Source organism: Variovorax sp. 22077 (genome assembly GCF_052044195.1).
Taxonomy (GTDB): Bacteria; Pseudomonadota; Gammaproteobacteria; order Burkholderiales; family Burkholderiaceae_C; genus Variovorax; species Variovorax atrisoli.
The window spans coordinates 1-23,098 of record NZ_JBQEQC010000004.1 but is presented as its reverse complement, the minus strand read 5'-3'; the positions used below and the strand labels follow the sequence as shown (position 1 = coordinate 23,098).

General features: G+C 65.3%; 22 protein-coding genes. 15 read left to right on the top strand and 7 right to left on the bottom strand.

From position 1 onward, the window contains the following. Positions 1-100: 100 nt before the first annotated feature. Together thrS and ACTJLF_RS06555 are read right to left on the bottom strand one after the other, a co-directional pair. Complete coding sequence (gene thrS, locus ACTJLF_RS06560) at positions 101-2,008, bottom strand: threonine--tRNA ligase (RefSeq protein WP_440882711.1); 1,908 nt, start codon at positions 2,006-2,008, stop codon at positions 101-103. A 219-nt stretch (positions 2,009-2,227) separates the two neighbouring features. Further along, the gene (locus ACTJLF_RS06555) at positions 2,228-2,539 is read right to left on the bottom strand and encodes a putative quinol monooxygenase (RefSeq protein WP_019653314.1); all 312 of its coding nucleotides are present in this window, start codon (positions 2,537-2,539) and stop codon (positions 2,228-2,230) included. 115 nt (positions 2,540-2,654) lie between these two features. Between ACTJLF_RS06555 and ACTJLF_RS06550 the strand changes: the two genes are divergently transcribed. Continuing rightward, positions 2,655-3,617 carry a helix-turn-helix domain-containing protein gene (locus ACTJLF_RS06550; RefSeq protein ID WP_132799505.1) on the top strand — a complete coding sequence of 321 codons (963 nt, stop codon included), beginning with the start codon at positions 2,655-2,657 and terminating at the stop codon, positions 3,615-3,617. Positions 3,618-3,709: 92 nt separating this feature from the next. Here ACTJLF_RS06550 and aceA read toward each other — a convergent pair whose 3' ends face one another. Beyond that, on the bottom strand, positions 3,710-5,041 hold the full coding sequence (aceA, locus tag ACTJLF_RS06545; RefSeq protein ID WP_019653316.1) for an isocitrate lyase: 1,332 nt from the start codon (positions 5,039-5,041) through the stop codon (positions 3,710-3,712). A gap of 206 nt (positions 5,042-5,247) precedes the next feature. Then, positions 5,248-5,661 (bottom strand): gamma-glutamylcyclotransferase family protein, encoded by a 414-nt coding sequence (locus tag ACTJLF_RS06540; RefSeq protein WP_132799503.1) that lies wholly within the window; start codon positions 5,659-5,661, stop codon positions 5,248-5,250. 43 nt (positions 5,662-5,704) lie between these two features. Between ACTJLF_RS06540 and ACTJLF_RS06535 the strand changes: the two genes are divergently transcribed. Both ACTJLF_RS06535 and ACTJLF_RS06530 read left to right on the top strand, forming a co-directional pair. After that, complete coding sequence (locus tag ACTJLF_RS06535; RefSeq protein ID WP_132799501.1) at positions 5,705-6,640, top strand: DMT family transporter; 936 nt, start codon at positions 5,705-5,707, stop codon at positions 6,638-6,640. 155 nt (positions 6,641-6,795) lie between these two features. Then, the gene (locus ACTJLF_RS06530; protein ID WP_019653319.1) at positions 6,796-7,236 is read left to right on the top strand and encodes an SWIB/MDM2 domain-containing protein; all 441 of its coding nucleotides are present in this window, start codon (positions 6,796-6,798) and stop codon (positions 7,234-7,236) included. A gap of 40 nt (positions 7,237-7,276) precedes the next feature. On the opposite strand, the gene ACTJLF_RS06525 is transcribed toward ACTJLF_RS06530, so the two are convergent. After that, positions 7,277-8,056, bottom strand: a complete 780-nt coding sequence (locus ACTJLF_RS06525; protein ID WP_132799499.1) for an AraC family transcriptional regulator — start codon at positions 8,054-8,056, stop codon at positions 7,277-7,279. 103 nt (positions 8,057-8,159) lie between these two features. On the opposite strand from ACTJLF_RS06525, the gene ACTJLF_RS06520 reads away from it, so the two are divergent. After that, the gene (locus ACTJLF_RS06520) at positions 8,160-8,450 is read left to right on the top strand and encodes a hypothetical protein (RefSeq protein ID WP_132799497.1); all 291 of its coding nucleotides are present in this window, start codon (positions 8,160-8,162) and stop codon (positions 8,448-8,450) included. Here ACTJLF_RS06520 and ACTJLF_RS06515 read toward each other — a convergent pair. Beyond that, positions 8,419-10,140 (bottom strand): thiamine pyrophosphate-binding protein, encoded by a 1,722-nt coding sequence (locus ACTJLF_RS06515; RefSeq protein WP_132799495.1) that lies wholly within the window; start codon positions 10,138-10,140, stop codon positions 8,419-8,421. The two genes, ACTJLF_RS06520 and ACTJLF_RS06515, sit on opposite strands and share 32 nt — an antisense overlap. Before the next feature lie 95 nt (positions 10,141-10,235). Here ACTJLF_RS06515 and ACTJLF_RS06510 point away from each other — a divergent pair, with 95 nt between their 5' ends. The 9 genes from ACTJLF_RS06510 to ACTJLF_RS06470 all read left to right on the top strand — a co-directional run bounded on the left by ACTJLF_RS06510 (position 10,236) and on the right by ACTJLF_RS06470 (position 20,086). Then, positions 10,236-10,904: a TetR/AcrR family transcriptional regulator gene (locus ACTJLF_RS06510; protein WP_019653323.1), complete on the top strand. Its 669-nt coding sequence runs from the start codon at positions 10,236-10,238 to the stop codon at positions 10,902-10,904. 379 nt (positions 10,905-11,283) lie between these two features. After that, on the top strand, positions 11,284-12,279 hold the full coding sequence (locus tag ACTJLF_RS06505) for a tripartite tricarboxylate transporter substrate binding protein (RefSeq protein ID WP_132799493.1): 996 nt from the start codon (positions 11,284-11,286) through the stop codon (positions 12,277-12,279). Between the two features lie 49 nt (positions 12,280-12,328). Continuing rightward, entirely contained in the window at positions 12,329-13,102 is a 774-nt protein-coding gene (locus ACTJLF_RS06500) for an ABC transporter permease (protein ID WP_132799491.1), read from the top strand. A 288-nt stretch (positions 13,103-13,390) separates the two neighbouring features. Continuing rightward, on the top strand, positions 13,391-14,392 hold the full coding sequence (locus ACTJLF_RS06495) for an ABC transporter substrate-binding protein (protein WP_019653326.1): 1,002 nt from the start codon (positions 13,391-13,393) through the stop codon (positions 14,390-14,392). Positions 14,393-14,547: 155 nt separating this feature from the next. Further along, positions 14,548-15,327: an ABC transporter ATP-binding protein gene (locus ACTJLF_RS06490; protein ID WP_132799489.1), complete on the top strand. Its 780-nt coding sequence runs from the start codon at positions 14,548-14,550 to the stop codon at positions 15,325-15,327. A gap of 16 nt (positions 15,328-15,343) precedes the next feature. Further along, positions 15,344-16,774: an enolase C-terminal domain-like protein gene (locus ACTJLF_RS06485; RefSeq protein WP_132799487.1), complete on the top strand. Its 1,431-nt coding sequence runs from the start codon at positions 15,344-15,346 to the stop codon at positions 16,772-16,774. Positions 16,775-16,822: 48 nt separating this feature from the next. Then, complete coding sequence (locus tag ACTJLF_RS06480; protein WP_019653329.1) at positions 16,823-17,998, top strand: Gfo/Idh/MocA family protein; 1,176 nt, start codon at positions 16,823-16,825, stop codon at positions 17,996-17,998. Between the two features lie 13 nt (positions 17,999-18,011). Beyond that, entirely contained in the window at positions 18,012-19,199 is a 1,188-nt protein-coding gene (locus tag ACTJLF_RS06475) for a dihydrodipicolinate synthase family protein (RefSeq protein WP_126184451.1), read from the top strand. An 8-nt stretch (positions 19,200-19,207) separates the two neighbouring features. Next, on the top strand, positions 19,208-20,086 hold the full coding sequence (locus ACTJLF_RS06470) for a sugar phosphate isomerase/epimerase family protein (protein WP_440882710.1): 879 nt from the start codon (positions 19,208-19,210) through the stop codon (positions 20,084-20,086). A gap of 428 nt (positions 20,087-20,514) precedes the next feature. Here the strand turns inward: ACTJLF_RS06470 and ACTJLF_RS06465 are convergent, their stop codons facing one another. Further along, positions 20,515-20,751 (bottom strand): hypothetical protein, encoded by a 237-nt coding sequence (locus tag ACTJLF_RS06465; RefSeq protein WP_019653333.1) that lies wholly within the window; start codon positions 20,749-20,751, stop codon positions 20,515-20,517. Positions 20,752-21,110: 359 nt separating this feature from the next. Here ACTJLF_RS06465 and ACTJLF_RS06460 point away from each other — a divergent pair, with 359 nt between their 5' ends. Together ACTJLF_RS06460 and ACTJLF_RS06455 are read left to right on the top strand one after the other, a co-directional pair. After that, the gene (locus ACTJLF_RS06460; protein ID WP_440882709.1) at positions 21,111-22,577 is read left to right on the top strand and encodes a PLP-dependent aminotransferase family protein; all 1,467 of its coding nucleotides are present in this window, start codon (positions 21,111-21,113) and stop codon (positions 22,575-22,577) included. Positions 22,578-22,750: 173 nt separating this feature from the next. Beyond that, a complete protein-coding gene (locus ACTJLF_RS06455) occupies positions 22,751-23,098 on the top strand; it encodes a helix-turn-helix domain-containing protein (RefSeq protein WP_440882708.1) in 348 nt (115 codons plus the stop codon).

Here is a 23,098-nt window from a genome sequence, read left to right as displayed (position 1 = left end):
CTTCAAAATTTGCTACAAAATCTGTAGCGGAAGCCGCTCAGCTCTCGCGGACAAGCGGCACGATTTGGCAGGGAAACATATGGGGTTTTCCGAAGACAAATCAACGCTTGTCGGCAACATCCTGAACGAGCCGTTGAACGAACGATTCGAGGGACATTGCACCGAGGTCTTGATTGCCCCGGGCGCGCACTGCGACGGCACCTGCTTCCTTTTCCTTGTCGCCTACGACAACGATGTAAGGGAGCTTTTGCAACGAATGCTTCCGTATTTTATACGTAATCTTTTCGTTGTGCAGGTCGAGCTGGACCCTAAGCCCTTGATTTTGCAGCGTTTTCGCAACTTGCGAGGCGTAATCGGCCTGCCCTTCGCTGATATTCAGCACCGCCACCTGCACCGGAGCGAGCCACGCGGGCATCGCGCCGGAGTGGTGTTCGATCAGCATGCCGATGAAGCGCTCAAGGCTGCCGACGATCGCGCGGTGCAGCATCACGGGGTGCGCGCGGCCGCTGGATTCCGTCACGTACTCGCCGCCAAGGCGCTCGGCAGTGTTGAAGTCGACCTGCATCGTGCCGCACTGCCACTGGCGGCCGATCGCGTCGCGCAGCGTGTACTCGATCTTCGGGCCGTAGAAGGCACCGTCGCCGGGTGCGATGACGAAGTCGACGCCCGAACGGCGCAGCGATTCCATCACAGCGTGCTCGGCCTTGTCCCACAGCTCGTCGGAGCCGACGCGGTTCTCGGGACGCGTCGCGACCTTGTAGAGGATGTCCGTGAAGCCGAAGTCTGCGTAGACCTTCTGCAGCTGCGCCGTATAGGCGATGCATTCGTCAAGGATCTGGTCTTCCGTGCAGAAGATGTGGCCGTCGTCCTGCGTGAAGCCGCGCACGCGCATGATGCCGTGCAGCGCGCCGCTGGGCTCGTTGCGATGGCACTGGCCGAATTCGCCGTAGCGCAGCGGCAGGTCGCGGTAGCTGCGCAGGTCGCTCTTGAAGATGAGCACGTGGCCAGGGCAGTTCATCGGCTTGAGCGCGTAGTCGCGCTTTTCCGATTCCGTCGTGAACATGTTCTCGCGGTAGTTCTGCCAGTGGCCCGTCTTCTCCCAAAGGCTCTTGTCGAGGATTTGCGGGCCCTTCACTTCCCAATAGCCCGTGTCGCGGTAGATGCCGCGCATGTACTGCTCGACCGCCTGCCAGATCGCCCAGCCCTTCGGGTGCCAGAACACCACGCCCGGCGCCACCTCGTCGATGTGGAACAGGTCGAGTTCCTTGCCCAGCCGGCGGTGATCGCGCTTCTCGGCTTCCTCGATGCGCTGGATGTACTGGTCGAGCTGCTTCTTGTCGGCCCAGGCCGTGCCGTAGATGCGCTGCAGCTGCTCGTTCTTGGCATCGCCGCGCCAGTAGGCGCCGGCCAGCTTCGTGAGCTTGAAGACCTTCAGGAAGCGCGTGTTCGGCACGTGCGGGCCGCGGCACATGTCGACGTATTCCTGGTGGTAGTAAAGGCCCATGGCCTGCTCGTCGGGCATGTCTTCGACCAGGCGCAGCTTGTAGTCCTCGCCGCGCGACTTGAAGACCTCGATGACCTCGGCGCGCGGCGTCATCTTCTTGATCACGTCGTAGTCCTGCGCGATCAGCTCGCGCATGCGCGCCTCGATGGCGGCCATGTCCTCGGGCGTGAACGGGCGTTCGTAGGCGATGTCGTAGTAGAAGCCCTCGTCGATCACGGGCCCGATCACCATCTTGGCCGTCGGGTAGAGCTGCTTCACCGCGTGACCGACCAGGTGCGCCGTCGAGTGGCGGATGATTTCCAGGCCCTCTTCGTCCTTGGGCGTGATGATCTGCAGCTTCGCGTCATGGTCGATGACGTCGCATGCATCGACGAGCCTGCCGTCGACCTTGCCGGCCACAGTCATCTTGGCCAGGCCGGGACCGATGGACTGGGCGACTTCGGCCACCGAAACCGGGCCGGGGAACTCGCGGCGCGAGTTGTCGGGGAGCGTGATCTGGATCATTTTGGGAAACCTCGGGGAGAAAAACAAAAAAGCGCGGTGGATGACCGCGCTTTGCTTGGTTGTGTAGCTGGCGAAAACCAGCGAGCGCGGGCTACCGGCCTTTTCCTTCGGTGAAGAAAAAGCCGCTGAATCCTTGCGAGGTAGTTCGCGGTGTCATAACCAAGATGCCTTTCTCGCTCTTGTTGAGTGCAGAGACGGCGATTCTAGCCTTTGCCCGCTTCAGGATGCAGGCGCGGCGTTCTTGAGGCCCAGCACGTCGATAGGCTCGATCGACGGCGGCCCGGCAAACAGTTCGGCCGCTTTCGCCATCAGCGCCTGGGCGATCGGACCGGCCAGGTGAGCCTGGCGTGCTGCATCGCTCTCGAATGCATCGAATATGCCGAAGGTACTCGGCGACAGGCGCAGCGCAAACCAGATCGGTGTGGTTTTCTCGTCGCGCGCCATCGCAAGACCGGCCTCAAGGAACTTCTCGACATCGCTTTCCTTTCCCGGCTTGGCTTCGAGCCGGGCGAACAGTGCGTACTTGATCATGGGTCATCTCCTGCGTTGAACGGCGCGCGAGATTGCGCGGCGTCGGCACCGACTCTAGGCGGCCCTCACCTTTAGAGCTATTGGCATTTTTGACATCTTTGATATCGTTATTGCCATGAAGCTCGAAGTACTCACCCTCGACGGCGTATTCGACACCGGCCTGTCCACGGTGCTCGACGTGTTCACCACTGCCAACGAGCTCGCGGCCATGCTGCAGCCTGACGCAGCCCCGTTCGAGGTCACCGTGACAGGCGTGCGCAAACGCGTGCGGACCTCGCAAGGTCTTTCCGTGCCAGTGGCTCGCGCACTCGGTACCGGCACTGCAGACTGGCTGATCGTTCCCGCGCTGGGCTGCAAGATGCCCGAGACGCTGGAGCCCGCCCTGCAGCGTGCCGACGTACGCGACGCCTGCATCGCGTTGCGGGAACGCTCGGACAGGAACGCCGGTGTGGCCGCCGCCTGCATCGGCACCTTCGTGCTCGCCGAATCGGGCGTGCTCGATCACCACAACGCGACCACGACCTGGTGGCTCGCCACCCTGTTTCGCCAGCGCTATCCCAGCGTGCAGCTCGAGGACTCGCGCATGCTGGTCAATTCCGGCCACCTGATCACGGCCGGCGCGGCGTTGAGCCATGTCGATCTGGCGCTGTGGATCGTGCGCCAGGCAAGCCCCGAACTCGCCACGCTGGTCGCGCGCTACCTGATCGTCGATCCGCGGCCGTCGCAATCGGCCTACGTGATCTCCGACCACCTCTCCCATTCAGACCCGCTGGTGGAGCGCTTCGAACACTGGGCACGCGGCCGGCTGGCCCATGGCTTCTCGCTCGACGAGGCCGCGCAGGCCGCGGGAACCAGCAAGCGCACGCTGGCCCGGCGCATGCAGCAGGTCTTGGGCAAGAGCCCGCTCTCCTACGTGCAGGATCTGCGCGTGGAGCGCGCGGTGCACCTGCTCAAGACCAGCGACAGGAGCCTCGAGCAGATCGCCGGCATGGTGGGCTACGCCGATGGCGTCACGCTGCGTACCCTGCTGCGCCAGCGACTGGGGCGCGGCGTGCGCGAGGTACGCCTCGAGATCTAACGGGCGCAAAAAAGCCCGGCGCGCGGCCGGGCTGAAGGTGACAGCGAATACCTGCCTGTCAGAGATCGATCCGGCGAGGATCGATCGACCGATCAGTGGAACTGTTCTTCCTCGGTCGAGCCCGACAGCGCCTTCACGCTCGACGAACCGCCCTGGATCACGGTGGTCACGTCGTCGAAGTAACCCGCACCCACTTCCTGCTGGTGCGACACGAAGGTGTAGCCCTTGTCGCGTGCGGCGAACTCGGGTTCCTGGACCATGTTCACGTAGTGCTTCATGCCTTCGCCGCGAGCGTATGCATGGGCGAACTGGAAGGTGTTGAACCAGTTGACGTGGATGCCGGCCAGCGTGATGAACTGGTACTTGTAGCCCAGCGCCGACAGGTCTTCCTGGAACGAGGCGATCTGCTTGTCGTCGAGGTTCTTCTTCCAGTTGAAGGAAGGCGAGCAGTTGTACGACAGCAGCTTGCCCGGGCAGGCGGCGTGCACGGCCTGCGCGAATTCGCGGGCGAAGCCGATGTCCGGCACGCCGGTCTCGCACCACACCAGGTCGGCGTAGGGGGCGTAGGCCACGCCGCGGCTTATGGCCTGCTCCAGGCCGTTCTTGACGCGGAAGAAGCCTTCCTGCGTGCGCTCGCCGGTCAGGAACGGCTTGTCGTTGGCGTCGTGGTCGGAGGTGATCAGGTTCGCGGCTTCGGCGTCGGTGCGGGCCAGCACGATGGTCGGCACACCGAGCACGTCGGCGGCGAAGCGTGCGGCAATCAGCTTCTCGCAGGCTTCCTGCGTCGGCACGAGCACCTTGCCGCCCATGTGGCCGCACTTCTTCACGGCGGCCAGCTGGTCTTCGAAGTGCACGCCGGCGGCACCGGCGGTGATCATGTTCTTCATCAGTTCGAAGGCGTTGAGCACGCCGCCGAAGCCGGCTTCCGCGTCGGCCACGATGGGCAGGAAGTAGTCGATGAACTCCTTGTCGCCCGGGTTGATGCCGCGGCCCCACTGGATCTCATCGGCACGGCGGAAGGTGTTGTTGATGCGACGGACCATCGTCGGCACCGAGTCGTAGGCGTACAGCGACTGGTCGGGATACATCGTCTCGGAGGTGTTGCCGTCGGCGGCAACCTGCCAGCCCGACAGGTACACGGCCTCGAGGCCGGCCTTGGCCTGCTGCATCGCCTGGCCGGCGGAGATCGCGCCGAAGGCGTTCACGTAGCCCTTCTTGGCGCCGCCGTTGATCTTGTCCCAGAGCTTCTCCGCGCCGCGCTTGGCCAGCGTGTGCTCGATGGGGAACGAACCGCGCAGGCGCACGACGTCGGCCGCGCTGTAGCCGCGCTTGACGCCCTTCCAGCGGGGGTCGGTGGCCCATTCTTTCTCGAGTGCGGCGATCTGCTGTTCGCGGCTCAGTTGTTCTGTGAGGGTCTGGGGCATGGTCACTCCGTGAGGTTGATTGAAAGGTTGGCGCTGCGGCCGTGGAGTTACTGTAACTCCGCCCCAGACTCTTATGTCTTATAGAAGACATATTTTTGCGCCAATAAAATCAACTAGTTAGCGCGATATTTCTCAATGCAGAATCATTTTTCCCATATCGAGAAAAAATATTGCGGCGCAGCAGCCAGCCATTCCGCAATGCGCAATCAATCTTTCGGTTGTGAAAACGAGGCAGCGCAGCGCGCTGCATGGGCGATCCAGTCGCCGCTTTCGATCACATCGAGCCCGGCGATGCGCGTCGGGTGGATCTCGTAGACCAGGCATTCGAACCACTGCCCGTTCACCTCCACGCGCACCTGCCGCTTGATGTACTCGCCGGAGTCGTCGTCTGCCACCTCCTCCAGCACGTCGAGCGCCGTTTCCACCGCGGGCTCGATGGCGTAGACCTCGCCCTTCACCCGCTGCACACCGCCGAGCACGACGCCCGGATAGGCGCCGAGATCGAACAGCGTGCCGGCGATGCTCGCCTCGCCGATGAACCTCGGCTCGGGCCGATAGCGCGCGATGTCGTTGCGTCCGCCGCGGCGCAGCGTGCCGTAGACAAAAACGTGGGGCATCATCGAAAGCGCATCCTTCCTTCACAACAACACGTCGTCCAGTCTATTGAACTCCGCTGCACCCGCATCAGGCCGCCTCGTGGCCTATGGCTGCCTGGCCCTGAGCATGTCGCTCGTCGGCGGCTACGTCGCCCTCTCCAAGCCCCTCGTCGCCGCCTTTCCGGTGCTGCTGCTCGCCTGGCTGCGCTTCGGCATCGCGGCGCTGGCCATGCCGCACTGGCTCAGGCGCTCGCCCGACGAACCACCGATGACCACGCGCACGCGCTGGCTGGTGTTCCTCGAGTCCTTCCTCGGCAACTTCCTGTTCTCGATCTGCATGCTCTTCGGCGTGAGCCTGACGAGCGCGGTGTCGGCGGGCGTGATCATGGCGTCGATCCCGGCGTGCGTCGCGGTCGCGAGCTGGCTCTTCCTGCGCGAGCGGATCACCGTACGCATCGGCCTGGCCATCGCCTGCGCGGCGGTCGGCATCGGGCTGCTGGCGCTGTCGCCGGCGGCATCGCATGCACCGGCCTCCAGCGCCGACTCATCGGCGTCGACGTCGATGCCCTGGCTCGGCAACCTGCTCGTCTTCTGCGCGGTGCTCTGCGAGACGGCCTACGCGGTGATCGGCAAGTCGCTCACCGGGCGCCTCGGGCCCAAGCGCATCGCGTCGCTCATCAACCTCTGGGGATTCATGCTGTCGATGCCCTTCGGCATCTGGCTCGCGCTGCAGTTCGACTTCGCTGCGGTGCGCTTCGGCACCTGGGCGCTGCTCGTGGCCTACGCGCTGGCCGCGAGCATCTGGACGGTGTGGCTCTGGATGACCGGACTTCGCAACGTACCAGCCGCGCAAGCGGGTGTTTTCACCGTGCTGCTGCCCGTGAGCGCCGCCCTCGTGGGCGTGCTCGTGCTGGGCGAAAGCCTCTCTTCCCCACAGCTGGTTGCGTTCGTCGTCGCGCTCATCGGCGTGGTGCTCGCAACGTGGCCCGGGCGCCGGACGTGAAAAACGGGGCTTCTCCCCTCTGAAAAAACAACAGCTCCCAATGAAAAAAGCGCTTTTTCCCTTGGAAACGCGTTTTTTCTCCTTTAGCATCCGCAATGCCACTGGAGACGCAAGTTTTTCATTGGTGAGTGTTCAACCAAAAAAGGAAATCAACCATGGCAACTGCAAAGAAGGCTCCGGCCAAGAAAGCTCCGGCAAAGAAGGCCGCTCCTGCAAAGAAGGCTGCGGCTCCGGCGAAGAAGGCCGCTCCGGCCAAGAAGGCGGCTCCTGCGAAGAAGGCCGCACCGGCGAAGAAGGCGGCTCCCGCCAAGAAGGCCCCCGCGAAGAAGGCCGCTCCCGCCAAGAAGCGCACGCCCAACGCTGCGTTCATGAAGGCACTGACCCCCAGCCCGGCACTGGCCGCCGTGGTCGGCTCCACGCCGCTGCCGCGCACCGCTGTCGTGAGCAAGCTGTGGGACTACATCAAGAAGAACAACCTTCAGGACAAGGCCAACAAGCGCAACATCAACGCCGACGCCAAGCTGAAGGAAATCTTCGGCAAGCCGCAAGTGTCGATGTTCGAACTGGCAGCGCTGATCGGCAAGCACGTCAAGTAAGCCCTCGGGGGCCTCGCGCTCCTGAATCAGAAAGCCCGCTTCACGCGGGCTTTTTTTTCGCCTGCAGCATTGCCCCGCCGTCCTCGAAGAAACGCGCCGGCGTCGAGCCGAAGTGCTTTCGGAAAGCCTCGATGAAGGCACTGACGGAGCTGTAGCCCACCGTCAGCGCGACCGCGGTGACGCTCTCCTGCAGGCTCAGCAGTTCCAGCGCCTTGAGCAGCCGCGCCTGCTGGCGCCACAGCGCGAAGCTCAGTCCCGTCTCGGCAGCGAATCGGCGCGTGAGCGTCCTTCGGGCCATGCCGATGCGATCGGCCCATCGGTCGATGCCGTCCGGCAGCGCCGGGTCGTCGGCCAACGCGGCAGCCATGGCTGCCAGCCGGCCGTCCTGCGGCATCGGCAGATGGAGGGACGGCCTGTCGCCCGCCGCGAGTTCGTCGATCAGCACACCCACCAGACGCCCTCGGCGGGGCTCCAGCAGGGGATCGGATGCGTCCATGCCCGTCAGCCGATTCACCAGCGCACGCACCAGCGGCGTCGCCGCGAACACGTGCGGCACACCCGGCAGCGCCTGTGCCGTCGTTGCATCGATGTGCAGGCTCCAGCCCGCGGTGGCGCCGAAGGTCTGCGCCGCATGGGCGCAGCGCGGCGCGATCCAGCCGATCCACCCCGGCGGCTGCACCCAGCGCCCCGACGGCGTCTCGATGACCTGCAGCCCCTCCCGCAAGGCGAACAGCTGCCCGGTGTCGTGCGAGTGGTAGCCGGTGACGCGCGGCGCCTCGTAGGCGGTGATCCACAGCGTCGCGGGCGTCCGTTCAGCCATGGGTGGCCCGCCGGCGGTATCGATTGGCCCCGCTCCGCAAGCCCGAAGGAGCGGCGCTGCCTAGCATCGAAACCCTCTCAACTCCAACCAAGGAACAGCCTCCATGAAAGCCCAGGACGTACTCCCCGACGGCGAAGACTTCACCACCATCAACGGCCGCGCACTGCGCAAGGGATCGGTCGCCGCCTTCCTTGCCAACGCGCGCATCCTCGAAGACGCCGGCACGTCCCCGGCCGACAGGCAGGCCGCAGAGGACGACTTCGCCTCGCTGATCCCCACCCTCGACGCGCTCGGCCTGTTCGACGTGTTCGAGCTGCGCTCGCCGTTCCTGCGCGCGGAGGTGGCCCGCCATCGCGCCGCGATCAGCCCTTCGCCTGTTTCGCCGAGCGCGTGATCGACGACAGCGTACCGCGCGTGGTGATGACTTCGGGGTCGAGCGGAATCTCGATCAGCGTGCCGGTGTCGGCCTCCAGCGCGCGCAGCAGCGCCGCCTCGAACTGCGCCGTCTCCGTCACCCGATCGGCCGCGTAGCCATAGGCGCGCGCAAGATCGCAGAAGTCGGGGTTGCGCAGCGCCGTGCCGCTGGTGCGTTCGGGATACTCACGCTCCTGGTGCATGCGGATCGTGCCGAACATGCCGTTGTTGAGCAGCACGACGATGCTCTTGCCGCCGTGCTGCGAAGCCGTCGCCAGCTCCTGCCCGGTCATCAGGAAATCGCCGTCCCCCGCGATGGTGAAGGCCACGCGCCCCGTCGCCAGGTTGGCCGCGATGCCAGCCGGCACGCCGTAGCCCATCGCCCCGCTGGTCGGCGCCAGCTGCGTCTTCGCGCCCTTGGCCAGGCCGTGGTAGCGGAAGTAGCGGTGCACCCAGCTCGCGAAGTTGCCCGCGCCGTTGGTGATTGCCGCGTCCGCGGGCAGATGCTTCTGCAGCAGCGCGACCACTTGCGCCATGTCGACCGAACCCCGCGGCGTCTCGGCGGGCATGCCCGTCAAAGCCTGGGGCACGAGGTTGGCTTCGTAGTCGGCATGGGCCTGAAGCGTCCATTCTTCCCACGGCAGCGTCGGCGGTGCGCTCAGCACCTCGAGGCTGCGCGCAGCGGCGCTCATGCCGGCGTTGATCGCCAGGTCGGCCTGGTAGACGCGGTTGAGCTCCTCGGCGCTCGCATGGATGTGCACCAGTGTCTGCTTCGCCTTGGGTGCCTCGAGCAGCGTGTAGCCGCTGGTGGTCATCTCGCCAAGGCGCGGGCCGATGGCCAGGATCAGGTCGGCGTCCTTCACGCGCTGGGCGAGCTTCGGGTTGATGGCGATGCCGACATCTCCCGCGTACTGCGGATGGTGATTGTCGAAGGTGTCCTGGAAGCGGAACGCATTCGCCACCGGCAGGCGCCAGTTCTCGGCGAAGCGCTGCAGCGCCTGCGCGGCCTGCGCCGTCCAGCCGCCGCCGCCGGCGATCACCAGCGGGCGCTGCGACTTCAGCAGCAGCTCGCGCAGGGTGCGCAGCGCGCCCGGATCGCTCCAGGGCTCCACCGCCTCCACGCGCGCCAGCGGACGCGCGGTGGTCTCGCTGCGCAGCATGTCTTCCGGAAGCACCAGCACCACCGGTCCCGGACGGCCGTTCATCGCGGTGGCGAAGGCACGTGCGATGTACTCGGGAATGCGGTTCGCGTCGTCGATGCGCTCCACGCGCTTGGCGAAGCCCTTGGTGCTCGGGCCGAAGAAGCTGCCGTAGTCGACTTCCTGGAAGGCCTCGCGGTCGCGGAAGTCGCTGCCGACGTCACCCACGAAAAGCACCATCGGCGTGGAGTCCTGGAAGGCGTTGTGCACGCCGATCGACGCATTGGTCGCGCCCGGCCCGCGGGTGACGAAGCACACTCCCGGCCGCCCGGTGAGCTTGCCGTGCGCCTCGGCCATGAAGGCGGCGCCGCCCTCCTGCCGGTTGACGACGAAGCGCGTGCGGTCGCGGTAGGCGTGGAAGCCGTCGAGCACTGCCAGGAAGCTCTCGCCAGGCACGCCGAATGCGATCTCCATGCCTTGCTCTACGAGGCATTCCACGATCAGGTGGCCTGCGGGTTGTGATGTACTCATGGGAAGTAGGAACCTCAGCTGCAAATGTCTTCGGCAATTATGTGCGCCCGCTCCGGACGCCTTGCGTTAATTCCCCAAATGGTTAAATTCGCGCCATGAAGGCCCCCAAGGACCCAACGCCCGACATCGCGATCGAAGCGATCGAACCACGCTCGCGCGATGCGGACAGGTCGCAGCTCGCCATCCTCGCCTCGGCGCGCGACGAGTTCTCCGCGCGCGGCCTCGCAGGCGCGCGCATGGACAGCATCGCCGAGCGCGCGGGCCTCAACAAGCGCCTCATCTACTACTACTTCGGCAGCAAGGACGACCTGTTCCTTGCCGTGCTGGAGCGCGTCTATGCGGACATCCGCGAAGCGGAACAGCGCCTGCACCTCGAAGAGATCGACCCCGTGGAGGCCATCCGCCAGCTGGTGTCGTTCACCTGGAACTACTACCTCGAGCACCCCGAGTTCATCACGCTGCTCAACAGCGAGAACCTGCACTGCGCGGCCCACCTGAAGCGCTCCGACCGCATCCAGGAGATGAACTCGCCGCTGGTGCAGTTGCTCGACACCGTATTGGAACGCGGCCGGCGCGACGACCTGTTCCGCGCGGGCGTGGACCCGGTGCAGCTCTACATCTCCATCGCCTCGCTCTGCTACTTCTACCTCTCGAACAACCACACGCTATCGGCCATCTTCGGCCGCGACCTGCGTGCGCCGAAGGCGATGGCGCAACGCCTCTCGCACATGACCGACCTGGTCCTTGGCTACGTACTGAAATAGCCCCCAGGCTTCGCGCACGTCGTGCGCTACGCCAACCCCCTTCCGGGGGCAACACCAGCAGCCCGGCAAAGCCGGTTCCGCGGTAAGGCTGGGCTCGCCCCCCAGGCTCGCGCACTTCGTGTCGCTTCGCCACCCCCTACCGGGGGCAACACCGGTGGCCCGGCAAAGCCGGTTCCACGGTGTTCCCGACCTTGGCCCGTGCCGGTTCCGACGACCGTGCACTGCGCAGTCGCACCTGAAAACCACTGAACCTGCTCCTGCGGGTATTCACTAGGGAGCACCCGTTGACGCTGCCGCGCGGCCGTTCCTAAAATCAATAATTCACTCAATGGTGAATTGATCGATTTCAAGAATGCGGCCCGACCGCGCGGAGACATCCATGAAGTTCATTGCCAGCAGTGCGGCGCGTACAGCGGCCCTCGCCTCCCTGACCTGCATCGCGGCGCTGCTGCCGGGGCTGGCGGCGGCGCAGAACGGTTATCCGAACAAGCCGATCCGGGTGATCGTGCCGTTCGCGGCGGGCAGCACCACGGACATCATTGCCCGCGCCATCACCGACAAGATGAGCGCCAGCATGGGCCAGACGCTGGTGATCGACAACCGCGGCGGCGCGAGCGGCACCATCGGCCAGCACGCGGTGGCCACGGCCGCACCGGACGGCTACACGGTGATGATCCATTCGTCGTCGCACACGGTGAGCCCTTCCACCTTCGCCAAGCTGCCGTTCGACACGGTGCACGACTTCGCCGGCATCACGCCGATCTCGTCGCTGCCCAACGCGCTGGTGATCTCGCCGAGCAAGAACATCAAGACGCTGCCGCAGCTGCTGGCCGCCGCGCGCGGCAAGCCGGGCAGCATGAACTTCGCCTCGGCCGGCCAGGGTAGCGCCACGCACCTGAATGCCGAGAAGTTCAAGATGGCCGCGAAGATCGATGCCACCAACATCCCCTTCAAGGGATCGGGCGAGGCCGTGACCGAAGTGCTCTCGGGCCGCGTCGACTACTACTTCTCGCCCATCGCGCCGGTCATCGGGCAGATCAAGGAAGGCCAGCTGCTCGCGCTCGCCGTGGGCTCGCCCAAGCGCGCGGCCGCGCTGCCCGACGTGCCCACCACCAGCGAAGCCGGCGTGCCCGGCTCGGAGTTCAACTTCTGGATCGGAATGATGGCGCCGGCCAAGACGCCGCGCGACATCGTCGAGCGCCTGCACGCCGAAGTGGCGAAGGCGCTGGCCACGCCCGAGGTGAAGGAGCGCTTCGCCAAGCTCGGTGCCGACGCCTGGACTCTGAAGCCCGAGCAGTTCGACGCCTACATCAAGGAAGAGATCGCGAGCAACGCGCAGCTCGTGAAGGCGGCCGGCCTCTCGGTCCAACAGTAAGCCACGCAAGCCATCCCGCACGCTCCTCCTGAAAGCCCCGGCTCCCGCCATGTTCCGCAAGCTCCTGCTCTCCCCGGCCCTGCGCCCCTTCCTCCTGATCCTGTTGCTGCTGGTGCTGTGGGACCTGGCGATCCGCCTGTTCAGGATTCCGGCCTACCTCATTCCCCCGCCGTGGGAGGTCGTGAAGCAACTCGTCGCCGAATGGCCGCGCCTGCTCGCGGAGAGCTGGAAGACCACGCTCGCCACGCTCGGCGGCTTCGGGCTGACGATCCTCATCGGCATTCCGATCGCGATGGTCATCGCCTACTCGCGCGTCGTCGAGTCGTACGTGTATCCGCTGCTGGTGTTCTCGCAGAGCATTCCCAAGGTGGCGATCGCGCCGCTGTTCGTGGTGTGGTTCGGCTTCGGCATCTTCCCGAAGGTGATCAGCGCCTTCCTGCTGGGCTTCTTCCCGGTGGTGGTGTCCACGGTGATGGGCTTCAAGTCGGTCGAGCCCGACATGCTCGATCTCTCGCGCTCGATGGGCGCGAGCCGGCTGCAGACCTTCTTCAAGATCAGCCTGCCGCAGGCCCTGCCGCAGATCTTCAGCGGGCTGAAGGTGTCGGTCACGCTGGCGGTGGTGGGCGCCGTGGTCGGCGAGTTCGTCGGCTCCAACTCGGGCATCGGCTATGTGCTGCAGGTGGCCAACGGCAACTTCGACCTGCCGCTGATGTTCGCGGCGCTGGTGGTGCTTTCGAGCATCGGCGTGATCCTCTTCGTCGCCGTCGACCTGGTCGAGCGCGTGATGATCCCCTGGCACGCCTCGCAGCGCCACACTCATTGAGATGACCCCCAGTCTTCGCGCACTTCGTGTCGCTTCGCCAACCCCCTTCCAGGGGCGATACCAGCGGCCCGGCAAAGCCGGTTCCGCGGGGGCTTGGGCTCACCCCCAGTCTTCGCGCACTTCGTGTCGCTTCGCCAACCCCCTTCCGGGGGCGATACCAGCGGCCCGGCAAAGCCGGTTCCGCGGTATCCCTGGCAAGACATGCCCGCTTCTCGCAGCCGGGGTAGACATGGCGCCGCGAAAGTCCAAGTTCCCTTGCCATACCTGACAACTCCCGGAGACAACACCATGAAGAAACTGCTCCCCACGCTGCTCGCCGCGGCCGCGCTCGCCACCTTCGCCGTCGCACCCGCGCACGCCCAGGGCGACAAGCCCAAGGACAAGGTCACGCTGATGCTCAACTGGTACCTGTACAGCGAGCACGCGCCCTTCTTCCTCGGCAAGGAAAAGGGCTTCTACGCCGAGGAAGGCATCGACCTCGACATCCAGGAAGGCCGCGGCTCCGCCGTCACCGCGCAGGCGGTGGCCGCCAAGTCGGCGACCTTCGGCTACATCGACGTGACCACCATGATCAAGGCCGCCGCCAAGGGTGCGCCGCTGAAGTCGACCGGCGTGCTGTTCCAGGTGAGTCCGATGTCGGTGATGGGCTTCACCGAGAAGAACATCAAGACGCCGAAGGACATCGTCGGCAAGACGGTGGCGGTGACGCCGGGCGACTCGATGTCGCAGATGTGGCCGCTCTTCCTGAAGATGAACGACATCAAGGCCGACCAGATCAAGACCGTCTCGGGCGACGCGCAGACCAAGCTCAATGCCGTGATCAACGGCCAGGCCGACCTGTTGCTGGGCTACGTGATGGACCAGGCCATCAAGCTGCAGGACGCCACGGGCAAGCCGGTGACGCCGATCCGCTTCGCCGACTCGGGCGTGAACCAGATCAGCTCCGGGATCATCGCCAACAAGAACCTGCTGACCGAGAACCCCGACCTGGTGAAGCGCTTCATGCGCGCCTCCACCAAGGCCGCCGAAGCCGCCGAGAAGAGCCCCGAGGCCGCGGTCGACGCGATGCTCAAGGCCAACCCCAAGGCCGGCGTGCGCGACACGCTCATCGTGGGCATGAAGCAGAGCGTGGCCCTGTACCACACGAAGGAAACCGCCAACCAGCGCCCCTTCCGCGTGCAGATGAAGAACGTGAACGATTCGCTCGACCTGCTGGTGCAGTACGGCGGCATGGATGCTTCCACGCGCGGCAAGCCCGAGGACTACGTCACTCTCGACTTCCTGCCGTAAACAGACTCGCCCCCAGGCTCCGCGCACTTCGTGTCGCTTCTCCCACCTCCTACCGGGGGCAACACCTGCGGCCCGGCAAAGCCGGTTCCGCGGTGTTCCCGGAAAAAACACAAGCGCTGCGTCTCCTCATTCGCCTCGTCCTTTAACTACGCTCCATGTCTCCAGTGAACCTGATCGAAGCGCGCGGCGTCTCGAAGATCTACCCAAGCAACGACGGCCCCGTCGAGTCGCTCAAGCCGCTCGACTTCGCCATCAAGGAAGGCGAGTTCGTCTCCGTCGTCGGCCCTTCGGGCTGCGGCAAGAGCACGCTGCTCAAGATGGTGGCGGGCCTGCTGCCCATCAGCGGCGGCAGCCTCACGCTGGCGGGCCACCCGATCAAGGGCCCGCAGAAGGACGTGGGCATCGTGTTCCAGAGCGCGGTGCTGCTGCCCTGGCGCAGCGTGGAAGACAACATCCTGCTGCAGGCCGAGATGCGCCACCTTCCGTCGGAGGCATCGCGCGCCCGTGCCCGCGAGCTGATGGAGATGGCGGGCCTGAAGGGCTTCGAGAAGAAGTACCCCTGGCAGCTGTCGGGCGGCATGCAGCAGCGCGCATCGATCTGCCGCGCCCTGCTGCACGACCCGTCGGTGCTGCTGATGGACGAGCCCTTCGGCGCACTCGACGCGATGACGCGCGAGAAGATGAACCTGGAGCTGCAGCGCATCTGGATGACGTCGAAGAAGACGGTGCTGCTCATCACCCACAGCATTCCCGAAGCGATCTTCCTGTCGGACCGGGTGATGGTGATGAGCGAACGCCCCGGCTCCATCGCGGCCGTCTACGACATCGACCTGCCGCGCCCGCGCACGCTGGACGTGATGGCCTCGGCCGAGTTCGGCGCCTACACGAAGCTGGTGCGCGCGCATTTCTACTCGCAGGGCATCCTGGACCACTGAAGAGCAGATGCAGGCCATGGACGCGATCCGCTTTCACGTCGAGGAGATCCGCTTCGCCGAGCGCAACGTGGCGCTGCGGCTGCCGTTCCGCTTCGGCGCCGCCACCGTCACGGCCTGCCCGCAGGTCTACGTGAAGGCGCGCATCCGCTTCGCCGACGGCCGCACGGCCGAGGGCTGCGCTGCGGAGATGATGATTCCGAAGTGGTTCGACAAGAACCCGGCGCTCACCAACGAGCAGAACTTCGAACAGCTGCGCTTCGCCCTGCGCGATGCGCGCGAGGCCTACACCGCCGAGCCCGATGCGCAGACCGCGTGGACGCATTTCGCCTCCAACTACGCAGCGCTGCAGTCGCGCGCCAGGGCCAAGGGGCTGCAGCCGCTGGTGGCCAGCTACGGGCCCGCGCTGATCGACCGCGCCCTGCTCGATGCGCTGTGCCTGCACAGCGGCACGAGCTTCGCGGCGGCGATGAGCGCCAACCTGTGCGGCATCGACATCGCCGGCAGCGGCCTGGTCGACGACCTCGCGGGTTTCGACATGCCGGCCTTCCTGGCGAAGCAGTCACCGCGAAACAGCATCGCCGCACGCCACACGGTCGGGCTGGCGGACGCCATCGATGAGTACGACGCCTCGCCAGATGCACCCACCGACGGCCTGCCCACGACGCTGCAGGCCGCAGTACGGCGCTACGGCCACACCCACTTCAAGCTCAAGCTGTGCGGCAACACCGCGCAGGACATCGACCGGCTCCAGCGCATCGCCCGCGTGATCGACGGCCAGGCGCAACTGGTCACGCTCGACGGCAACGAGCAATACGCGGACGCCGACGACTTCGCCACCTTTCTCGACCGCATGCTCTCCACGCCAACGCTGTGGAAGCTCGCGCAGAAGACGGTCTTCGTCGAACAGCCGATCCGGCGCGACGCGGCGCTGCAGCGCGACGTGTCGGCATTGGGCAAGCGCATTCCGCTGCTCATCGACGAATCGGACGCCACGCTCGACGCCTTCGTGCAGGCCCGCGCACTGGGCTACACCGGCGTGTCGAGCAAGAGCTGCAAGGGCTTCTACAAATCGGTGATCAATGCCGCGCGCTGCGCGCAATGGAACGCTGAGCTGGAGAAGCCGCGCTACTTTCTCTCGGGCGAGGACCTGACCATGCAGGCCGGCATCGGCGTGCAGCAGGACCTGGCGCTCGTCGCCTGGCTCGGCCTCTCGCACGTGGAGCGCAACGGCCACCACTACGTCAATGGTCTCGCGGCGGCGCCCGAGGCCGAACAGCTGGCGCTGCTGCGCGCCCACCCGGTTCTCTACGAAACCAGCGACGGCGCAGTGCGCCTCGCCATCCGCGAAGGGCAGCTCGACCTGTCCTCGCTCAACGCCGCGCCCGGCTTCGCCACCGGCAAGCCAGGCGCAGGCATCTCGTGGGACGCGATGCGTTCCGTCTACTGAAGCGCGCGTCCAGCCCGCACCAATCTCTCGCACCCAAGGAAGAAAACGATGGCCACCCAACGTCTAGGAATCATCATGCACGGCGTCACCGGGCGCATGGGCATGAACCAGCACCTGATCCGCTCGATCTGCGCCATCCGCGCCCAGGGCGGCGTCACGCTGTCGAACGGCGACAAGGTCATGCCCGACCCGATCCTCATCGGCCGCAACGCCGAGAAGATGGAAGCGCTGGCCAAGGCGCACAACATCCCGCGCTGGGGCACCGACCTCGACAAGGCGCTGGAGAACAAGGACGACACCATCTTCTTCGACGCCGGCACCACGCAGATGCGCCCCGCCCTGCTGGCCAAGGCCATCCGCGCCGGCAAGCATGTGTATTGCGAGAAGCCCATCGCCACCAACCTCAACGAGGCCGTCGAGATCGCCCGCCTGGCAGAGGAAGCCACGAAGACCAAGGGCCTGAAGCACGGCGCCGTGCAGGACAAGCTCTTCCTGCCCGGCCTGCGCAAGCTCGACATGCTGCGCCGCGCCGGCTTCTTCGGCCGCATGCTGAGCGTGCGCCTGGAGTTCGGCTACTGGGTGTTCGAAGGCGACCTGCAGCCCATCCAGCGCCCGAGCTGGAACTACCGCAAGGAAGACGGCGGCGGGATGATCCTGGACATGATGTGCCACTGGCGCTACGTGCTGGACAACCTGTTCGGCGAGGTGAAGTCGGTGAGCTGCCTGGGGACCACCCACATCCCCAGGCGCTGGGACGAGGCCGGCAAGCCCTACGAGGCCACCGCCGACGACGCGGCGTATGCCACCTGCGAACTCACCGGCCACAACGGCGAGCCGGTCATCGCGCAGATCAACATGAGCTGGGTCACGCGCGTTCGCCGCGACGACCTCGTGACCTTCCACGTAGACGGCACCGACGGCTCGGCGGTGGCGGGCCTGTCGAGCTGCCGCGCCCAGTCGCGCGTGGCCACGCCGCGCCCGGTGTGGAACCCCGACGAGAAGCAGACCATGAACTTCTTCGACCAGTGGCAGGAGATTCCGGACTCGCAGGTCTACGACAACGGCTTCAAGATCCAGTGGGAACACTTCATCCGCCACGTGGTGGAAGACGCCCCCTACAAGTGGACGCTGCCCGAAGGCGCCAAGGGCGTGCAGCTGGTCGAGGCCGCGCTCGAGTCGTGGAAAGACCGCCGCTGGGTCGACGTGCCCGCGCTGAAGGTCTGACGAGGTTCGCGGCATGGCTCTCTCGCTGAACCTTCCTACCGCGGGCGGCACGCTCGCGCCCTACGCGCTGCGCGGCACTGCACCGGTGAAGCCCGATGCGGGCGTCAAGTTCAACCGCATCGCCTACTCGGCCGCCCACGTGGTGGCCGACCCGATGGCCGCCATCGACCCATGGCTGCAGTGCGCGGTCGACTGGGACACCACCATCGCCTACCGCCGCCACCTGTTCTCGCTGGGCCTGGGCGTGGCCGAGGCCATGGACACCGCGCAGCGCGGCATGGGCCTGGACTGGCCGACTTCGCTGGAGCTGATCCGCCGCTCGCTCGATGCCGCGAAGGACGTGCCCGGCGCGCTGGTCGCCTCGGGCTGCGGCACCGACCACCTGGACATCGACAGCGTGAAGAGCGTCGACGACGTGATCCGCGGCTACGAGGAACAGATGGCCGCCATCGAGGCGCTGGGCGGCAAGCTGATCGTGATGGCCAGCCGCGCGCTGGCCCGGGTGGCGAAGAGCCCCGCCGACTACGAGCGCGTGTACGACCGCATCCTGAGCCAGGCGAAGCAGCCGGTGGTGCTGCACTGGCTGGGCGACATGTTCGACCCGGCGCTCGCAGGCTACTGGGGCACGAAGGACGTCGATGCCGCGATGGACACGGCGCTGGGCATCATCGCCGCGCATCCCGACAAGGTGGATGGCATCAAGATCTCCCTGCTCGACAAGGACAAGGAGATCGCGATGCGCCGCCGCCTTCCGCCGGGCGTGCGCATGTACACCGGCGATGACTTCAACTACGCCGAGCTGATCGCGGGCGACGGCGTCGGCAGCGAACCCACGCACGGCAAGAGCGATGCGCTGCTGGGCATCTTCGATGCGATCGCGCCGGCGGCCAGCGCAGCCCTGGGTGCACTGGCGCAAGGCAACGAAAAGAAGTTCCACGACATCCTCGGCCCCACCGTGCCGCTGTCGCGTCACATCTTTGCCGCGCCCACGCGCTTCTACAAGACCGGCGTGGTGTTCATGGCCTGGCTCAACGGCCACCAGAAGCACTTCACGATGGTCGGAGGCCAGCAGAGCACGCGCTCGCTGCAGCACTTCGCCGAACTGTTCAGGCTGGCCGATGCAGCCAACCTGCTGGAGCAGCCCGAGCTGGCGGTGCGGCGCATGAAGACCCTGCTGGCCCTGCACGGCGTGGAAGGCTGAAGACGAGCATGCGCGATTTCTCGCAGAACCACGACTGGCTCTCGATCAACACCGCCACGGTGCGCAAGCAATCGGGCGCCGAGGTGCCGCTGGACCGCATCATCGACCAGTGCGCCGAACGCGGCATCCGCGCGATCAGCCCCTGGCGCGACCAGGTGGCGGCTGTCGGCCTCGACAAGATTGCGAAGCAGCTGAAGACGCACGGCATCTGTCTCTCTGGCTACTGCCGCGGCGGCTTCTTCCCCGCGCCCGACGCGGCCGGCCTGAAGGCCGCGCTCGACGACAACCGCCGCGCCATCGACGAGGCCAAGACGCTCGACGCCCCCTGCCTCGTGCTGGTCGTCGGCGCCCTGCCCGGCGCGCTCGACGGCAAGGCCGCCTACAAGGACATCGGTCGCGCGCGCAGCGAAGTGCGCGACGGCATCGCCGCATCGCTCGAATACGCCCGCGAGGTCGGCATGCCTCTCGCCATCGAGCCCCTGCACCCGATGCAGGCGGCCGACCGTGCATGCATCAACACGCTCGAACACGCGCTCGACCTGTGCGACGAGCTCGATGCGGGCAGGAGCGGCATGCTCGGCGTGGCTCTCGACATCTACCACGTGTGGTGGGACCCGAAGCTGCAGCAGCAGATCGCCCGCGCCGGCCGCGAGCGCCTGCTGGCGTATCACGTCTGCGACTGGCTCACGCCTACGCGCGATCTGCTGAGTGACCGCGGGATGATGGGCGATGGCGTGGTCGAGCTGAAGAAGATCCGCGGGTGGGTCGAGGATGCAGGCTTCGCTGGTTTCAGCGAAGTGGAGATTTTTTCGAACCTCGACTGGTGGCAGCGGCCTGGCGCGGAGACGCTGGATATCTGCATCGAGCGGCACAAGCAGGCTGTCTAAAACTGCTCTGTCCTCGCGTTGTTCGGGGCGAGTGCACAGGCCACGGGGTACTCGCCTCTGCGAATGTCCCCCGGGCTTCGCGCTCGTCCTTTACTTCGCCGCGGGTATCGCTGCGCGACGCTTCGATCTCGCGCGCGTCAACTACCCATGCGACTGACCGCTCATGCCCGTGTTTGCTGATACCCAGGCTTTGCGCCAGTCACTGCGAATGGCCGAGCTGAGCGACTATGCCCGGCGCATCGTGGCTTCGGCGCATCTTTGACCCTGCCACCAAGTGCAGCAGTTGCAGCAGTTTTCTTGCTGCACCAGGGCTACTACTTCACTCATGTTCTGGCAGATGGCACCTTCGATAGCTCAGCAATCCAGCGGATCGAGCGGATCGAGCCGTTAGTCGCACCGTATTCAGGCCATCGACCGAAAACCTCCAATCACCGCATGGTCAGGTCCAGACCGATCCAATTGCAAAACTCAAAGGTGAGGAAGAGCACGAGGAACGCAGAAGCGATGAACGCCGAGCCCACCTTGATGGATGTCAGGACCACTGCAGCTGTCTTTTGATTCTTGTACTTCTGTCCCCGTTCGTAATGCCACTTGACGGCCAAATACATGCCCACGCTGAGCACGAGAACCTTGAAAATAACAAAGGAGATAGGGATTGAATTCATGATTGAAAAGACATCAGGTGACAGACCGAGAAATGCCCGAGTGCGGCGAGCAGCTCAATAGACCGATGAAGAAACGGAAAGATTAATTAATTGGTTGATTAATCAATCCAACGAAACGTAGCGGTCAGCTGAATGGGCGTCTGCAAGACGCGTCGAAAGGCGGAGCAGTCCGCCTGCACACAGAAGCACTCTCATCGTGCTGTCGAGTGTTCATCTTCCAGGCTGATACGTACAGAACCAGATCGGCTGAAAATCTCCGTATCAGATGCAAGGAGATCGGTAGTCGCGTCGGGTAGGCACACGTCTGATACGACAATCTCGGGAGCGGTCCAGAACGCCCGTATCAGAAAGAGATGCCCATGAACCGCTACGAGAAGCTTGCCGACAACATCGCCCAGCGTATTCGCGCGGGCAGCCTGAAGGCGAACGATCGCCTTCCCTCCGTGCGCGAACTGAAGTCGCAAATGGGCATCAGCGCGTCCACCGTGTTCTCTGCCTACTACCTGCTGGAGGCGCAGGGGCTTGTCGAAGCGCGGCAGCGGTCGGGATACTTCGTTCGAGCGGTGGCGGAAATGCCGACCAATGAACTCGCCGCCACCGAGCCTGTCCTCCGGTCCATGCCGGTCGACGTCTCGTCGCTTGTCTTTCAGGTCCTTGCGCAGGCTCGGGAGCGCGACATGGTCCCGCTGGGCTCGGCCTTTCCGTCGCCAGAGCTGTTTCCCTTCGAACAACTTGCCGCCGGCCTGACGCGAGCGCTCAAGCGGATGGATCCCTGGCAGACCGTCGAAGATCTGTCACCAGGAAACGCCCAATTACGCCATCAGATCTCCCTGCGTTACGGCAGCGTCGGAATGGATGTTCCTGCGTCTGAACTGGTCATCACCAGCGGGGCGATGGAGGCCCTCAATCTTGCGCTCGAATCGGTGACGCAGCCGGGCGACGTCGTGGCGATCGAAACGCCAACCTTCTATGGTGCGTTGCAGGCACTGGAGCGGCGCGGTCTTCGCGCGGTCGAGGTCGAGACCCACCCGCGTACGGGCGTAGATCTCAGCTCTCTTGCTCGCGTGATCGACCAGCATCCGGTGAAGGCCTGCTGGTTCATGCCGACCTTCCAGAATCCAATGGGCTGCACCATGAGCGACGCAGCCAAGGAGCAACTGGTCAGCATGCTCGCCACCCGCGCCATACCGCTGATCGAAGACGACGTGTATGGCGAACTCGCGCATGGGGCTCGGAGACCGCCACCAGCCAAGGCCTGGGACCGGGATGGCTGGGTGCTGCACTGCAGTTCCTTCTCGAAATCCCTGGCACCTGGATATCGCATCGGTTGGGTAGCGGGCGGTCGCTTTGCAGCCACTTTGGGTCGGAACAAGTTGATGAGCTCGCTGGCGACGGCACTCCCCTCGCAACTGGCGTTGCAGGAGTACCTCCAACACAGGAGTTTTGATCGTCACCTGCGCGCCCTGCGGCATTCGCTCAGCCGCCAGCAGGCTGCATGCTTGCGACTCATCGAACGATACTTTCCGGCTGGAACGCGGGTCACGCGCCCCGAGGGTGGCTATTTCCTGTGGCTCGCGCTGCCAGAGGGCGTCGACTCGCTCGCACTGCACCAGGACGCCCTTCAGCTCGGCATAGGCGTAGCACCGGGCCATCTGTTTTCAGCCGACCGCCGATACACCCGGCACCTGCGCATCAACTACGGGCATCTCGGCGACCCGCGCTTGGAAGGGGCTATAAGAAATCTTGGAGAACTCGCCAACGCGCAGCTGAAATCTGCAACCGGAAAATCGGGGCCGATCTTCGAGGAACGGTCGTCGAGACCCTAGTTGGCGTCAATGCAGGTCGAGGTGCGCTGCCTTCGACTGACTCTCAACTTCACGCGCGCCGCTTCTGCCCAGTCGTCGGCGCTTCGCCGCAAGATGGCACGAAGGCCTGAAGCGGTAGCCCCGACTTCCTGGCGACATGATCGGGGGCGTCGTGGACGACTGCGGCTTGCACGTTGCCGAGTGGCCAGTCGAGATTCGCGCGCCGCGCAGGAGTGAGGCAGACGACCGTCAGGCACTACCTGCGCGAAGGCCTGCTGTCGCCGCGCACAGGGCCGGCCGGCGGGTCTCGGCCTTGCCTGGAGTTCACCGAATCCGACCTGCGCCTGCTCTCGGCCATTCGGGCGGGCCAGGCGCTGAGCCTCTCACTCCAGGAAGCCTTCACGCAGGCCGCGAAATCCGCGGCCCGCAGACCGACCGCTAACCGCCGGTCTCAGGCGCCCCACGCCGCGCCTTCTCGCTCATCTGGAACAGATCTCCAGCCTTGCGCGCCATCTCGGCCGCAAGCCAAAGCAGATTGTTGA